The organism is Arthrobacter senegalensis, assembly GCF_059091765.1.
The window spans coordinates 1,110,337-1,123,791 of record NZ_JBNHGZ010000001.1 but is presented as its reverse complement, the minus strand read 5'-3'; the positions used below and the strand labels follow the sequence as shown (position 1 = coordinate 1,123,791).

The following is a 13,455-nucleotide window of genomic DNA, read 5'->3' as shown; positions in this document are numbered from 1 at the left end:
CGGATTTACTTGCTGACGTCCGCGCCGAAGTACTTCTCGGAGATCTTTGCCAGCGTGCCGTCGGCGCGCAGCTCCTCCAGCGCCGTGTTGAAGGCCTCCACCAGCTCGTCGCTGCCCTTCTGGAAGGCGAAGGCGCTCTGCGTTTCTTCGTCCGTTTCGGCGGCTACCTTGATGTCTTTGTTGTCGTTGGTGGCCTGGTAGTCCAGGTAGGTCAGCTTGTCGTTGACCGTGGCGTCCACCCGGCCCTGCTCCAGCAGCGAAACCGCCTGCGCCCAGCCCTCCACGGCCTCGACATTGGCTCCGGCGCCCTTGGCCAGTTTGTAGAAGTTGCTGGTCAGCGACTGGGCGGACGTTTTGCCCTCCAGATCCGCCAGGGAGGAAATGTCGTTGTTGTCCGACTTCACGACGACGACGCCGGTGCTGACCGTGTACGGGTCCGAGAAGTCGTACTTGGCCAGGCGGTCTTCGTTGATCGAAACCTGATTGGCGATTACGTCGAAACGGCCCGCCTCCAGCCCCGCGAAGATGGCGTCCCACTGGGTCTCTTCAAACCGCACGTCGACGCCGAGCTTGTCCGCCACCGCGGTGACGACCTCTACGTCGTAACCGGTCAGGTCGCCGGTGCCGTTCTCGTGGAAGGAGAACGGGCGGTAGGTCCCCTCGGTCCCCACGGTGATCACGCCTGCGTCCTGGATCTCCTGCAGCGTGGTCGCGGCGGAGGAGGTCGCCGGCTCCGACCCCGACGGCGAGGACGTGCTGCAGCCGGCCAGCACCAGGGCGGCGGCTGCGGCGGCACCGAGGACGGACAAACGACGACGAATCATGGTGGAAAACCCCTTGTGATGTGGGACGACGAGCCAACCGGCGGGTGGCCGGCAAACGCTGAAGCTACCACGTGCAACAACGGGTACCTCAAGATATGTTCCGAACTGTGTCGGCAATGTGAGCAGCCGCACTCCCGGCGGCGCGCACCGGCGTCGTTATTGTTCTATTCGGGTGCCACCCGCACCACGAGTGCGCCCGGATCGACGCGCATCATCAAACGGGACCCCATGCCAATATGGTCGCCGTCCAGCTGCATCTCCTGGGGCCGGCCGGCGTGGATCTCCACGTGCTTGCCCTGGTAGTAGTCAACCGAAGGATCCACGCTCCGGCCGCGTTTGGCGAGCCCGGCCAGCACGCCGAGCCAGCCCAGCCGGCCACGCGGGGAGATGGTCATGACGTCCAGCAGGCCGTCGTCGAGCTGCGCACCGGGGAACATCTCGAATCCGCCCTGGATCTTGCCGCAGTTCCCGCCCATTACGCTGCGCATCCGCACGGTCATGGGCTTGCCGCCGTCTATGGTGACCGTGGCACGGACCGGCTTGCCCGGAAGGTTGCGCAGGCCGGCTTCCACGTACGCCAGCCACCCGATACGGTCCTTGAGGCCGTCGTCGGTGCCGCCAATCACGGCGGCGTCGAAGCCGAGGCCGGCCATGACCAAAAACACGGAGTCACCGCCCGACCTGTCCACGGTGGCCCGGACCACGTCGATCCGCCGGTCCCGGCCGGCCAACGCGATGCCGGCAGCGGTCTCCGGGTCGTCAACCGGCAGGTCCAGGTTGCGGGCCAGCAGGTTGCCGGTGCCCAGCGGGATCACGCCCAGCGGCATGTCGGTCGCCGCCAGCCGGCCGGCCACCCGCCGCACCGTTCCGTCACCGCCGGCGGCGATGACCAGATCGACGCCCGCTTCCAGCGCCTGGTGCGCCTGGCCGGCGCCCGGATCTTCGAGCGTGGTCTCGAGCCAGAGCGGCGGCTGCCAGCCGGTCTCGGCGCACAGGCCCTCGACCAGCGCCACCAGGTCGAAGTTGAACTTCTTGGACGGGTTCCAGACCACCGCGGCACGGCGGGAAGCTGGGGGAGCGGATTCGGTCATGGTGTCCTTACTGTCCTGTTTGCCGGCTGAAGGCCGACGTCCCGACGAACCCATTCAAGCACCATCCCGCCGGTGCCGCCCGGCTCGACATCGCTGCTGGCCGCTTATAGGTTCTAACAGGACACCCTCGGATCCGGGAGAAGAATTGCTTCGGCGCGCACTTGCATCAATCACCGCCCTGCTGCTGACGGTAGCGGTCTCTGCCTGCGCTCCGGAGCGGGAATCGCCGGATCCGACCGCCCGGGCACTGGCGGAAGCGTTGGCTGCCAATGACGTGTCGAACGTGGCCTTCGCCGATGCCACCGGCGCCCAGGTGCAGGAACAACTGGCCGCGCTGACCGAGGGGATGGCCCCCTTGGAGCCCGAAGTCACCGTGGAAGGCGTCGAAGAGGTCGAATCCAACCTCTTCCGGGCCACCCTTTCCTATGACTGGCCGGTGGCCGATGCGGAGCAGGGCTGGAGCTACACCACCAGGGCCGACCTGCACTACGCCGAGGACACCTGGCACGTGCGGTGGAAGCCCGAAATCCTGGAGCCCTCGCTTGCCGAGGGCGAACGGCTGGTGCTCTCCACCGAGGAACCGCGGCGCGGCCAGATCCTCGACGCCGAGGGTGAGGCGATCGTGAAGAACCGCCCGGTCAGGGTCGTTGGCATCGACAAGACAGGCCTGGACACAGCGACCGCCGAGGACTCCGCGCGCGCGCTGGCCAAGCTGGTAAACATCGATGCCGCCGCTTACCTGGAAAAGGTTGAAGCCTACGGGCCCAAGGCATTCGTGGACGCCATCACGCTGCGTGAGGACGCCTTTGACAAGTTGGACCAGAAGAAGCTGAAGGACATCGAGGGCTTCCTGGCGGTAGGTGACCAGATTCCGTTGGCGCCCAACCGCACCTTCGCCGCGCCGGTGTTGGGATCGGTCCGGGAGGCCACGGCCGAAGACATCGAGAAGTCCAAGGGCACCGTGGCCGCGGGCGAGACCGTAGGCTCGTCCGGCTTGCAGGAAGCCTTCAACACCGAGCTCTCCGGCACGCCGGGAGTCACCGTCTCCGCCGTCGGGCAGCCCGCCGAAGAGGGCGGCGAAGCGCCGTCCCGCCAGCTGTTCCGCCAAGACCCGGTGGACGGCGAAAACGTGAAAACCACGCTCGTGCCGAAGTTGCAGTCGGCAGCCGAGGACATCCTGGCCGACATCGACTCGCCGAGTTCGATCGTCGCGCTGCGGCCGTCGACCGGTGCCGTCCTGGCGGCCGCGAACGGTCCGGACAGCGAAGGCTACAACACCGCGTTCCTGGGCCGGTACGCCCCCGGTTCCGCCTTCAAGATCGCCACCGCGCTGGGCATGCTGCGCAACGGCGCGACGCCCGATTCCGCCGTCACCTGTGACCCGGAACTGGTCGTGGACGGCCGAAGCTTTGAGAACGCGGACAGCTACCCCGCCGAGTTCACCGGCCGGATCACCTTGACCGAGGCCATCGCGCACTCCTGCAACACCGCGTTCATCGCCGAGCACCGGGAACTTTCCCAGGACCAGCTGGCTGATGCCGCCGGCGCCCTGGGCATCGGCATGACCGCGAACCCCGGCATCGAGGCCTTCATGGGCGACGTGCCGCGGGAGGACACCAAGGGGACCGCGCACGCGGCCTCGCTGATCGGCCAGTCACGGGTGCAGGCGTCGCCGCTGGCGCTGGCCACGATGATGGCGGCCGTGGTGGAAGGCGGTTCGGTCGTGCCGACGCTGGTGGACGGTCACGACCCCAAGGCCGAGCTCCCGGACGTGCCTGAACTGACCGCCGGGGAAGCCAAGCAGTTGCGCAGCATGATGCGCTCGGCCGTGGTGGACGGCTATCTGGCCAACCTGGCCGACCTGCCCGGGAAGCCCGCCATCGGCAAGACCGGCACCGCAGAGTACGGCTCGCAGGACCCGCCGCAGACCCACTCCTGGGTGATCGCCGGCCACGGGGACCTTGCCATCGCGGTGTTCGTGGAGGACGGCGAGCTGGGCTCCGAAACCGCGGGCCCGCTGGCCGAGGCTTTTCTGGAAGCCGCCGCCGGCTAGGCATCAAACGACGACGACGACGCCGGCGCCCGCCAAGGTGCCTGAAGGCACCGAAGGCGGGCACCGACGTCGCCAGCGGCCGGCCAAGGCCCGGCCTTCGCCCGCCAGCCGCCGGCCTGCCTGCAGAGTTCCAGGCTTACCAGCGGTGGGCCACGTCAATCACCAGGCGGGACATGCTGCCCGGGCCGTCCAGGGTGAAGACCCGGAACGGCAGGCGGGCGCGCACGCCGAGGCCGATGGTGGTGTACCCCTCGAAACTGCCGCCCCAGGAGAGCTGGCGGAAGGTGGTGTAGCCGGTGACGTTCACCAGCTCCTTCGGGTTGGCAGGCCGGTAGGTGCCGCGCCCGTTGGAGTCATACGCCGGAGCCTTCACGACCACGGCCAGATCGGCGCCGCCGCGCAAGGGGATTACATGGCCGGATCCTTGGGCCCGCACCGTCCCGTACCTCACCGAGTAGCCGGCCACGTCGCCGCGCAGGTCCACAACCATGCGGTCGAAACAGGCGTGCCGGCCGGTGCGCACGTTGGTAATGGGTGCGGTCGTGGTCCCCGGCGCGGACTCCGGCGTCGAGCCCCAGGTGATGCCGCAGTAGGGCGCCGCGGTGGCGGGGCCGGGCGCCACCAATCCCAGGCCGAGAACCAACAGGATTACGGACAGCCATGTGGGGAGCTTGCGCATGGCACACCGCCTTTCATGGGGGTGACAGATGCACTCAGGATAGGGGCGTTTTCCGCGACGGGACCCGGCACGTCCGCGATAACGCCGCAACCGTTACGGCACGCGGCCCGGGCACGCTTTTCTTGATCCTTCGGTAATCGGAAACGCACTCCGCCCGTAACCAAACACGGCGGGGAGAAGTGTTACGACGTTTCGTAACATAAATCACAGTGCTGCAATTTAAAGGCGCGGCCAGTGGCATAATTCCAGCATTAGCCGGTTCGGACCCCCACGTTTTTGCCGGGCCGGCGATCCCCCAAAGAGCCGGTCCCGCGTGAACATACCGCGGGGCCGGCTCGATTTAAACGTCACACCATAGGCGCCGCCCGCAGGCGTCCCCGGCGCCCCTGCAGCCCCTGCAGCCCCTGCAGCCCAGTGCAGACCCCTTCAGCCCACTTCGAAGGTCCTGAACCCGCCGGTGGGCGGGCCGTACGTCGCTTCGACCGCGTCCACCCGCCCCGGCGCCGTGCCGGATTCGAACGCGGCCGCGAACTGCCGCACCGCATCGCGCGGCCCCTCTGCCACCACGCCCACGGTGCCGTCCGCCTGGTTCACGGCCGAGCCCACCAGCCCCAGGCGTTCGGCGCGTTCCCGTGCCCAGTACCGGAAGCCCACTCCCTGGACCCGGCCGCTCACCGTCGCGCTCAGGCGGACGTTCCCGGTGGGTTCCTGTTGCATGCTTCGCTCCTGTTCGAACATCGGTCCAGCGTACGACGGCGCCTCGCTTCAGGCAGCGCCGGAACCGTAGGGGCGCGTGATGGCCTCCAGAAAGTGGCCGTTCGGGTCGGTGAAGTACACGCCGCGGCCGCCGTCGTTGCGGTTGATTTGCTGGGGTCGGCTGCGGCCCGGGTCTGCCCAGTAGGCGATTCCGGCCGACCGGATGCGCGTGAGGATCCCGTCGAAGTCGTCCTCGGCGACCAGGAAGGCGTAATGCTGGGGCTGCACGTTCCCGGCGGTGTCCGCGTAGTCGAGTGCCACGCCGCCCTCCAGCAGGACCGTCATGAAGTGTCCGAACATGGGCTGCGGCGGATCGAGGCCGAAGATCTCCGCAAAGAATTCCGCCGACGCCGTTTTGTCTGCGGCGTAGACGATGGTGTGGTTGAACGAGACGGCCATGGCATGCTCCGAAGGCGGTGGCCGGGACGGAAGCCGGCCCCAATGCTGGCTCCATTCAACTCCGGCCAGGCCCGCCGGACAAGCGCAGAACCGGGAAGGTCCGGGTTAACGAAGCAACGGACGACGCCGGCGCCGTGTGGTCGCCGAAGCCGTCCGCTCCGTTGGGGTGGCTGTGCCGCCCCGTGCTGATGTCAGCCCTTCTGCGGCAGCCGCCAGACCGTGCAGTCCTGCGTGCTGATGGCGCGGCGCGAGCCGTCCGACTCATCACGGATCCACACCAGGCCGACGCCGGGCGCGGTACGGTCGACGCGGCCCCGGTACTGGACGGCATTGTCCATGCGGGCCTCGACCGAATCGCCGCGGCGCAGATGTCCGAGATTGCGGATACGGGTGGGGGTGGAATTGACCAGCGGGGACTGACCGGGTGCGGATAGTGTCATCCGTGACCTCCTGTGTTGTGGCGGTAAGGGCGTGCTGTGCCAGGCGGATCAGCTGTGGGGCCGACCCTGCCGTGGCATCGTTCGGGGACTGCTCGTCAGGCGTGAAGCGCCGGCTCCTGCCGGGTGGCGGCGAGCGCTGACGACAGGGGCTGCGAGGCGGCAGGGCGCGGGAAAGAGCTTCTCCGCTGATCCCTGCTGCAAACTTGTTGGTGGTCCCTCAGCTGTCCGTTGGCAGTCTCACTTTAAGGAACACCTTTGGAGGGCCGGATTATTCCGCCGGAGCAGGAAAAGTTTTTTGGGCCCTCGCCGGTGGCCGCAAACGGAGCCAGGCTGCGTCCACGGCAGACGGCGGGCGGTTTCCCGCGGCGCTGCGGCGCCACTGGCCAGGCCCGGAAGCCTCAGGGGCCAGCACGCGAGCGGCAGGTTCAGTCCCTGGGCGGCAGCTGCTGCAGCGCCCAGGTGTTGCCGTCCGGGTCGCTGAAGTAGACGAACTTACCCCACGGCTGCGCGTCCACGTCGCTCGCTGCGACGCCGCGGCTGAGCAGTTCTTCCCGGGCCGCTTGGGCATCGGCAACGACCATCTGGAGCCCCTGCTGCGAGCCGGGTGCCATCTCCGTGATGCCCTCGCCGATCACGATGGAACAGGCCGAGCCGGGCGGCGTGAGCTGCACGAACCGCAGGCCGTCGCTTACCCGGTGGTCGTGGTCGGCGTGGAAGCCGACCTGCTCAACGTAAAAATGTTTGGCCCGGTCGACGTCGGTGACCGGCACGGCCACCAGTTCGAGTTTCATCTCCATGCCGGACACGCTAGCGCCGGCAGGGCGCCCGGCGGTAGGGGTTGGCGCGGGACTGCGGTCAGGCCCGGTCCGCAACCAGATGGAGCCGGTACCCCTCGGACGTTTCGAACAGGGGCCGCGGGTGGGAGCCAGGCGGCACGGGTGGGAGCAGCTGTGGCCAGCCAGAGATGATGCACCCGATGGCGGCCGCGGCCAGCTAATCCCCGAAATAGCCGCGCTCCAACAGGGAGCCGGGGTGGTACAGGCAAACGGACGTGCGATCACCCGAATCCCAATCCGCTTGCGTAGGGAACAAGAGCCGGTGCGTTCCGTCCGGAATCAACCGGGCTTCGAGAAACTGGGACATCACCTCGCCGCACCGGGGTCCGGCCTCGCGTTCCAGTGCTGACTGACCCGGATACAGCTCGCCGGCGTGGGTGATGGTGCCGAATATCTCGCCTTCATGCGGTTCCTGGCAGGGCACCTGAAACAACGCGGTGGTCGTGGGGCCGGAGGAATACTCCCAATCGAAGAACGCACAGTCGCCGACGGCTGCCTCACTCAGGGCCGAGGGCTCCACGCCGGAAGACCATTGCGTGGCGAGGAAGTCGTCGATGTAGGCACTAGTGCCCTCCGGATCCGCTGCTCCCACGGTCTCCGCGGGTGCCATGGTCGGGCGACCCGGCGGGGGAGAGGCCAGCCGGACGGGTCCCTGGGATGTGCCGGCGGCAGGGCCGCTGGCGTACCCGCCGCCGGAGGCTGGCGGAGTGGCACTAGCCGTGGCCGGGGATGCCGCTCCAGCTTCCGCCCCCGGTTCCGTGCAGCCCGCGAGCAGCAGCGCGAATAGCGCCATGAGGGCGGCCATCGGCCTATTCCGCATGTTCCCCCGATGCCGGCTCTGCAGCCGCCCGACCGGCGGCTGGAATTGTGAGCAGCCTAGCAGGGTGTGCCGGAGGGCCGGGGCGCGCCCCGCCCACGGCCACACTGCTAGCGGACCCATCGGTCCGGCTTGCGTCGCGGGGCCTTGCCGCCGTGCCGGGCGGGCCAGCCGGGCTTTAGACGGCTGCGGCAGCAGCGGCGTCGGCCGTCTTCTTCCGGTGGATGGCCAGGAAGGAAGAAATCCTGCGGACCGCCTCCTCGATATCCTCCACCGACGGCAGGATTACGAACCGGAAGTGATCCGGCGTGGGCCAGTGGAAGGCGCTGCCGTGCGAAACCAGGATTTTCTCCTCCTCGAGCAGGTCCAGGACAAACTTCTCGTCGTCCTCGAACGGATAAACGGCAGGATCCAGCTTGGGGAACAGGTACATCGCCCCGGCCGCGGGCACACAGCTGACGCCCGGGATCTGGTTGAGCAGCCGGCAGGCCAGGTCGCGCTGTTCGTGCAACCGGCCCCCGGGCTTCACCAGGTCCCCGATGGACTGGTAGCCGCCCAGCGAGGTCTGGATGGCGTGCTGCGCCGGGACGTTCGAGCACAGCCGGAGCGAGGCCAGCAGTTCCAGTGATTCGCGGTAGGCCGCGGTCTCGGCGCGCGGCCCGCTGATGGCCACCCAGCCGGCGCGGTAGCCGGGCATCCGGTACGCCTTGGAGAGCCCGCTGAACGTCAGCACCGGCAGGTCCGGGGCCACCGAGGCGGTGTGGACGTGCACGGCGCCGTCGTAGGTGATCTTCTCGTAGATTTCGTCCGAGAACAGCACCAGATCGTGCTTGCGAGCCAAGGCCGCGAACTGTTCCAGCACGTGCCGCGGGTAGACGGCGCCGGTGGGGTTGTTCGGGTTGATCAGCACGATCGCCCGTGTCCGGTCGGTGATTTTGGCTTCGACGTCCGCCATGTCCGGCCACCAGTGGTTGTCCTCGTCGCAGAGGTAGTGCACGGCCTTGCCGCCGGAGAGTGTGACCGACGCGGTCCACAGGGGGTAGTCGGGCGCGGGGATCAGCACCTCGTCGCCGTTTTCCAGGAACGCCTGCAGCGTCATGGAGATCAACTCGGACACCCCGTTGCCGATGAAGATGTCCTCCACGCCGATCTGCATCAAACCCTTGGTCTGGTAGTACTGCGAAATGGCCGTGCGGGCGGAGAAGATGCCCTTCGAATCGCTGTAGCCTTGGGCGCCGCGCAGGTGGTGGATCATGTCCACCACAATCGACTCCGGCGCCTCCAGCCCGAACGGTGCCGGATCGCCGAGGTTCATCCGCAGGATGCGGTGGCCCTCCGCCTCCATCTTCTTGGCCGCGTGCAAAATCGGGCCGCGAAGTTCGTACCGGACGTTCTGGAGTTTGCTGGAATGTTGCATGGGACGCATGCCCTATTTTTTCACAGAGTGCATCGGGCGTTCATGTGGGCTTCACCACTGCGCGGGTCTGGTGCCCGGTGCCGCATCGGCCTACCGTGGTTACGCTCCCATAGCGGCACCGGCACGCGGTGCCGGTGCCGTGCGCCCCGAACCGGAAAAACGGAGGAAAGCCAATGGCTCTCACGCACATTAATCCAGCAGGCATGTTCCGCAGTCCGGCCTTTTCCCAGGGCGTGCTCGTGGACGGCCCCGGCCGGCTGCTGATCGTCGGCGGCCAGAACGGGATCAACGCGGACGGCGAGATGGTCAGTGACGATCTTGCCGGCCAGACCAGGCAGGCGATGCGCAACGTGCTTGCGGTCCTCGAGGAGGCCGGTGCAACGCAGCAGGACGTGGCCAAGCTGAACATCTACCTCGCCGCCGGGCAGGACGCGAACGCGGGGTACGCCGCGGCAGCGGAGGTGTGGGGGCCGGTGCCGACGGCAATCACCGTCCTGCAGGTGGGGTCCGCGCGGCCCGGCGTGCTGGTGGAGATCGACGCACTCGCCCAGGTCCCGCCGCAGCCCGAGTAGCCGCGGCCTGCGTAGCCGCTGACAGGGACCGCAGCCACCGCCGTCGTGCGCTGCCCTGCCACCCTGGCGCGGTGGCGGCCTGCCCGGCCCGGGTTGCTTACTGCGGGCGGACCGGGTGCTTGCTGACGATGGAGACCCGGTTGAAGGCGTTCATCGCGACGGTGATCCAGCTGACCGCGGAGAACTCGTCGTCGGTGAGTTCCTCGCGGGCGGCGGAATAGGCTCGCTCCTGGCTGTGGTGGTCCGGCAGTTCGGTCAGCGCCTCGGCCAGGGCCAGCGCGGCCCGTTCTTTGTCCGTGAAAACCTCGGTGTCCCGCCAGGACGGAAGCACGGAAAGCCGCTGGGCCGTCTCGCCTTCGCCCAGGGCCAGCCGGGTGTGCATGTTCAGGCAGTACGCACAGCCGTTGATCTGCGAGATGCGCAGGTTCAGCAGTTCCACCAGCTTCCGGTCCAGGCCTGCCGCTTCGGCCGCTTCGCCGACCTTGAGCGCCAGTCCGTTGAGCGCGCGATAGGCTGCCGGCGTCTGCTTGTCGATGTAGAACTTGGCGGGACGATTGTCGGAACTCACTCATGCCTCCTGTGTTGCTGGTCGGCCTTCATTCTCTCAGCACTGCCGACGGGAGCCGCGGAGGAGTAGCGTGTGCCCCATGGAATTCGATGCACCCTTCACGGAACCCACTGCACGGCGGATCCGGGTGCGGCTGGGTGGAAGCCTGGTGGCCGACAGCACGCGGGCCAGGCTGATGGTCCAGTATGGCCGGGACGGTCTGCCGACCTACTATCTGCCGCGGGAGGACGTCGCGGCAGGGGTGCTGGCCAATGCGCGCCCCGGGCCGGCGGGCCAGCAGCTCTGGGATGTGGCCATCGGCAAGAAGCGCGCGGAGGCCGGGGCGTGGGAGCATCCGGAAGCGCACGGCTCGATGAGCGACCTGGCCGGCCACGTGACTTTCTCCTGGCGGCAGCTGGAGTGGTACGAGGAAGACGAGCGGGTGCTGGTCCATGCCCGTGATCCCTATAAGCGGGTAGATACCCTGCGCAGTTCCCGGCGGGTGCAGGTCTACCTCGCCGGCGAGAAAGTGGCGGACAGCATCCGGCCGCTGCTGCTGTTCGAAACCCACCTGCCCACCCGCTACTACTTGCCGGCCGAGGACGTGCGGACCGACCTGCTGGAGTCCAGCGACACCGTCACGAGCTGCCCCTATAAGGGCGAGGCCCGTTACTGGTCGGTGCGGGTAGGCGAAAACGTTGTCCGCGACGTTGTGTGGAGCTACCCGAACCCGATCCCGGAAAACCCCAAGATCCGCGATCTCTTCTGCTTCTACAACGAGAAGGTGGACCTCGTGGTCGACGGCAAACCGCAGGAGAAACCCGACACGCCCTGGGCGTGATTTCCGTCCCCGTTTCGCTCCGGTCCCGCGCTGCCATCGAGAGCGGCTGATACCCGACGCGGGCACGTCAGGGACGGACGTTCCCGCATGGCTCGGCCGCTCTGGATGATTTCGGCTGCTGCCGCTCTCCTCCGCCCCCGGTGGCCCGGGGCGCGGTCGGAGCGGCGGCTGCTTATACCTTCTTCTCCCGGGAGAAGAAAAGACTTTCGGGCATTTTTTCACCGTTCGCCTGTTGCATAATCAGCATGCTTATGGTCTCTTGGGGGAGAAGCGCTTCTGGTCCGCGCTTCCCGGATAGAGAGTGGGCCTCTGGTGCAATACAACGACAAGGATGACAAAGAGATACAGGTCTTGTTCCGCAGGGCGAGACGCGCCAAGGGGTCCCTGCGCGCCGCCTTGGAAGAGGAGTTGGTGCTGGGGCACCTGGGCATTGCCGAGGGGATCGCCCGCAACTATTCGGGCCCGGGCAGGGAGCTCGATGACCTGAACCAGGTTGCGCGGCTGGGGCTGCTCAAGGCGGTCCGCGGCTTCGACCCCGACCACGGCGCCGATTTCCGTGCCTACGCGGCTCCCACGGTCCACGGCGAACTGAAGCGCTATCTTCGGGACAGCTCGTGGATGATCCGCCCGCCGCGCCACCTTCAGGACCTGCGGACGGCGGCGATCAAAATGACCTCCGAACTCGCGCAGCGGCTGGGCCGCGAGCCCGGGCTGCAGGAGTTGGCCGACGCGCTCGCCGAAGACCCGGAAACGGTCGCCGAAGCCCTCAACTGCCACGGCAGCCTGCGGCCGGAATCACTGGAAGGGACCCCCGAGGGACAGGGCCTGGCGGAGACGCTGGCTGCCTCCGACGGCGGGACCGAACGGACCGAGGAACTGCTGATGCTTCGCGGCGCCATCCGCGAGCTGGAGCCGCAGGAACGGCAGTTGCTCTTCTACCGGTACTTCCAGGAAGAATCCCAGCGCCTCATCGGGGAGCGCATCGGCATGACCCAGATGCAGGTGTCCCGCGCGCTCGCCAGGATCCTGGTCAAGCTTCAGCGCCGGGTGCTGGGGGAACGGCAGACCCCCGGGCGGCAGCGGATGCGGACGGCGTAGCGACCGGCAGTTGTGCGACGGCGGCCAGGACGTCGTCCGGGCCGACGGCCAGCAGGGCAGGGTCGGGGTCGGCGGAGAACGTGTCGCCCAGGCGCAGGCTCTCGTCGGTCAGGACCGTATGGGGTCCGGGTGGCGGACCCCATACGCTGACGGGTGCCGGGCCGAAAATGACCACCGACGGCCGGGCATAGGCCGACGCCAGATGGGCGGCACCGGTATCGGCGGAAATGACGAGCGCGGCCTCGGCGATCGCCGCGGCAAACTCCGCCAGTGGCAGCGTCCCCGCGACGACGGTGTCAGGACCCAGCCCGGCCAGTTCGGCCACGGCCTGTGCCCGGGGCCGTTCCGCCGCGCTGCCGGTGAACACGATGCGGTGCCCTTGGGCTGCCAGTTCCCGGGCGACCGCGGCGAACCGCTCGGCGGGCCACAGCCGGCTGCCGTAGGCGGCACCGACATGGAGTACCGTCGCTCCCGGGCAGGGGCTCTGGACGGCGGGCTTGTCCAGCCGGTAGTCGAGCGGATCCGCGTCGATTCCGTGCCACTGCAGCAGCCGGGTCCAGCGCTCGCGTTCGTGCGCGCCTTCCGGCCATGAGGGGCCGTCCCACCCGGGGGCGCGGTGGCCAATGCGCCCGGCGGGCTGCAGGGCTTCCAGCCGGCCGCGGCTCTCCGGCCCGTTGCCGTGCAGGTTCACGGCGATCTCTACCCGGCCGGGTGCCAGCGCCAGGGGAACATCGAGGCCATGGGTGGCCAGCAGGTCGTCTACCGAGCCGGTCAGTCCGAGGAGGGGCCGCAGCCAGGCCTGGGCGGCGTAGATAATCCGGTGTTCCGGGTAGGCCGCGCGCAGTGCCCGCAACGCCGGAACCGCGACCAGCAGATCGCCCAGTTTGAGCGCCCGGAGCACCAGCAGTTCCGGGCGTCCGTCCCGTTCGAGTCCTTCAGCTTCTGCCACTGCACCCATCCTTCGTTCCGGCTGTGCCCATCCTTCCAGATGCCCGCAGCGTGCGCCTCCCGCGGCTGCGGTTGCCGTGGCGGGAAGTGGGCGACACAAAAGTAGTAGCAGGAGAAGTGTTTAGGTCGGAGCCGCG

At 68.1% G+C, this 13,455-nt stretch carries 15 protein-coding genes; 4 read left to right on the top strand and 11 right to left on the bottom strand.

The window, feature by feature from the left end; genetic code table 11:
• Window positions 1-5 precede the first annotated feature (5 nt).
• Together AC5RVG_RS05275 and AC5RVG_RS05270 are read right to left on the bottom strand one after the other, a co-directional pair.
• Window positions 6-824, bottom strand: a complete 819-nt coding sequence (locus AC5RVG_RS05275; RefSeq protein ID WP_494000806.1) for an amino acid ABC transporter substrate-binding protein — start codon at window positions 822-824, stop codon at window positions 6-8.
• 164 nt (window positions 825-988) lie between these two features.
• Window positions 989-1,915, bottom strand: a complete 927-nt coding sequence (locus tag AC5RVG_RS05270) for a diacylglycerol/lipid kinase family protein (RefSeq protein ID WP_494000805.1) — start codon at window positions 1,913-1,915, stop codon at window positions 989-991.
• 145 nt (window positions 1,916-2,060) lie between these two features.
• Between AC5RVG_RS05270 and AC5RVG_RS05265 the strand changes: the two genes are divergently transcribed.
• Entirely contained in the window at window positions 2,061-3,968 is a 1,908-nt protein-coding gene (locus AC5RVG_RS05265) for a penicillin-binding transpeptidase domain-containing protein (RefSeq protein WP_494012964.1), read from the top strand.
• A 136-nt stretch (window positions 3,969-4,104) separates the two neighbouring features.
• On the opposite strand, the gene AC5RVG_RS05260 is transcribed toward AC5RVG_RS05265, so the two are convergent.
• The 7 genes from AC5RVG_RS05260 to AC5RVG_RS05230 form a co-directional block, all read right to left on the bottom strand.
• Window positions 4,105-4,647, bottom strand: coding sequence for an AMIN-like domain-containing (lipo)protein (locus AC5RVG_RS05260; protein ID WP_494000803.1), 543 nt, complete (start codon window positions 4,645-4,647; stop codon window positions 4,105-4,107).
• Window positions 4,648-5,073: 426 nt separating this feature from the next.
• Window positions 5,074-5,364, bottom strand: coding sequence for an acylphosphatase (locus AC5RVG_RS05255; RefSeq protein ID WP_494000802.1), 291 nt, complete (start codon window positions 5,362-5,364; stop codon window positions 5,074-5,076).
• A gap of 48 nt (window positions 5,365-5,412) precedes the next feature.
• Window positions 5,413-5,802, bottom strand: a complete 390-nt coding sequence (locus tag AC5RVG_RS05250; protein WP_494012963.1) for a VOC family protein — start codon at window positions 5,800-5,802, stop codon at window positions 5,413-5,415.
• A 191-nt stretch (window positions 5,803-5,993) separates the two neighbouring features.
• Window positions 5,994-6,242: a hypothetical protein gene (locus AC5RVG_RS05245; protein WP_494000800.1), complete on the bottom strand. Its 249-nt coding sequence runs from the start codon at window positions 6,240-6,242 to the stop codon at window positions 5,994-5,996.
• A 425-nt stretch (window positions 6,243-6,667) separates the two neighbouring features.
• The gene (locus tag AC5RVG_RS05240) at window positions 6,668-7,039 is read right to left on the bottom strand and encodes a glyoxalase superfamily protein (protein WP_494000799.1); all 372 of its coding nucleotides are present in this window, start codon (window positions 7,037-7,039) and stop codon (window positions 6,668-6,670) included.
• A 196-nt stretch (window positions 7,040-7,235) separates the two neighbouring features.
• Window positions 7,236-7,688, bottom strand: a complete 453-nt coding sequence (locus AC5RVG_RS05235; protein WP_494000798.1) for a septum formation family protein — start codon at window positions 7,686-7,688, stop codon at window positions 7,236-7,238.
• A gap of 385 nt (window positions 7,689-8,073) precedes the next feature.
• Window positions 8,074-9,321, bottom strand: a complete 1,248-nt coding sequence (locus AC5RVG_RS05230; protein ID WP_494000797.1) for a pyridoxal phosphate-dependent aminotransferase — start codon at window positions 9,319-9,321, stop codon at window positions 8,074-8,076.
• Window positions 9,322-9,485: 164 nt separating this feature from the next.
• Between AC5RVG_RS05230 and AC5RVG_RS05225 the strand changes: the two genes are divergently transcribed.
• Entirely contained in the window at window positions 9,486-9,884 is a 399-nt protein-coding gene (locus AC5RVG_RS05225) for a RidA family protein (protein WP_494012962.1), read from the top strand.
• Between the two features lie 97 nt (window positions 9,885-9,981).
• Here the strand turns inward: AC5RVG_RS05225 and AC5RVG_RS05220 are convergent, their stop codons facing one another.
• Window positions 9,982-10,452, bottom strand: a complete 471-nt coding sequence (locus AC5RVG_RS05220) for a carboxymuconolactone decarboxylase family protein (protein ID WP_494012961.1) — start codon at window positions 10,450-10,452, stop codon at window positions 9,982-9,984.
• A gap of 79 nt (window positions 10,453-10,531) precedes the next feature.
• Here AC5RVG_RS05220 and AC5RVG_RS05215 point away from each other — a divergent pair, with 79 nt between their 5' ends.
• Both AC5RVG_RS05215 and AC5RVG_RS05210 read left to right on the top strand, forming a co-directional pair.
• Complete coding sequence (locus tag AC5RVG_RS05215; RefSeq protein WP_494012960.1) at window positions 10,532-11,272, top strand: DUF427 domain-containing protein; 741 nt, start codon at window positions 10,532-10,534, stop codon at window positions 11,270-11,272.
• Between the two features lie 312 nt (window positions 11,273-11,584).
• Entirely contained in the window at window positions 11,585-12,370 is a 786-nt protein-coding gene (locus AC5RVG_RS05210; protein ID WP_494012959.1) for a sigma-70 family RNA polymerase sigma factor, read from the top strand.
• Here AC5RVG_RS05210 and AC5RVG_RS05205 read toward each other — a convergent pair.
• Entirely contained in the window at window positions 12,303-13,328 is a 1,026-nt protein-coding gene (locus AC5RVG_RS05205; RefSeq protein WP_494012958.1) for a glycosyltransferase family 9 protein, read from the bottom strand. The two genes, AC5RVG_RS05210 and AC5RVG_RS05205, sit on opposite strands and share 68 nt — an antisense overlap.
• Window positions 13,329-13,455: the final 127 nt, after the last annotated feature.

What these genes read in the sequence shown, in the direction of transcription:
- AC5RVG_RS05275 (WP_494000806.1), bottom strand. Translation starts at nt 824, where the DNA reads ATGATTCGTCGTCGTTTGTCCGTCCTCGGTGCCGCCGCAGCCGCCGCC.
- AC5RVG_RS05270 (WP_494000805.1), bottom strand. Translation starts at nt 1,915, where the DNA reads ATGACCGAATCCGCTCCCCCAGCTTCCCGCCGTGCCGCGGTGGTCTGG.
- AC5RVG_RS05260 (WP_494000803.1), bottom strand. Translation starts at nt 4,647, where the DNA reads ATGCGCAAGCTCCCCACATGGCTGTCCGTAATCCTGTTGGTTCTCGGC.
- AC5RVG_RS05255 (WP_494000802.1), bottom strand. Translation starts at nt 5,364, where the DNA reads ATGCAACAGGAACCCACCGGGAACGTCCGCCTGAGCGCGACGGTGAGC.
- AC5RVG_RS05250 (WP_494012963.1), bottom strand. Translation starts at nt 5,802, where the DNA reads ATGGCCGTCTCGTTCAACCACACCATCGTCTACGCCGCAGACAAAACG.
- AC5RVG_RS05245 (WP_494000800.1), bottom strand. Translation starts at nt 6,242, where the DNA reads ATGACACTATCCGCACCCGGTCAGTCCCCGCTGGTCAATTCCACCCCC.
- AC5RVG_RS05240 (WP_494000799.1), bottom strand. Translation starts at nt 7,039, where the DNA reads ATGGAGATGAAACTCGAACTGGTGGCCGTGCCGGTCACCGACGTCGAC.
- AC5RVG_RS05235 (WP_494000798.1), bottom strand. Translation starts at nt 7,688, where the DNA reads ATGGCACCCGCGGAGACCGTGGGAGCAGCGGATCCGGAGGGCACTAGT.
- AC5RVG_RS05230 (WP_494000797.1), bottom strand. Translation starts at nt 9,321, where the DNA reads ATGCGTCCCATGCAACATTCCAGCAAACTCCAGAACGTCCGGTACGAA.
- AC5RVG_RS05225 (WP_494012962.1), top strand. Translation starts at nt 9,486, where the DNA reads ATGGCTCTCACGCACATTAATCCAGCAGGCATGTTCCGCAGTCCGGCC.
- AC5RVG_RS05215 (WP_494012960.1), top strand. Translation starts at nt 10,532, where the DNA reads ATGGAATTCGATGCACCCTTCACGGAACCCACTGCACGGCGGATCCGG.
- AC5RVG_RS05205 (WP_494012958.1), bottom strand. Translation starts at nt 13,328, where the DNA reads ATGGGTGCAGTGGCAGAAGCTGAAGGACTCGAACGGGACGGACGCCCG.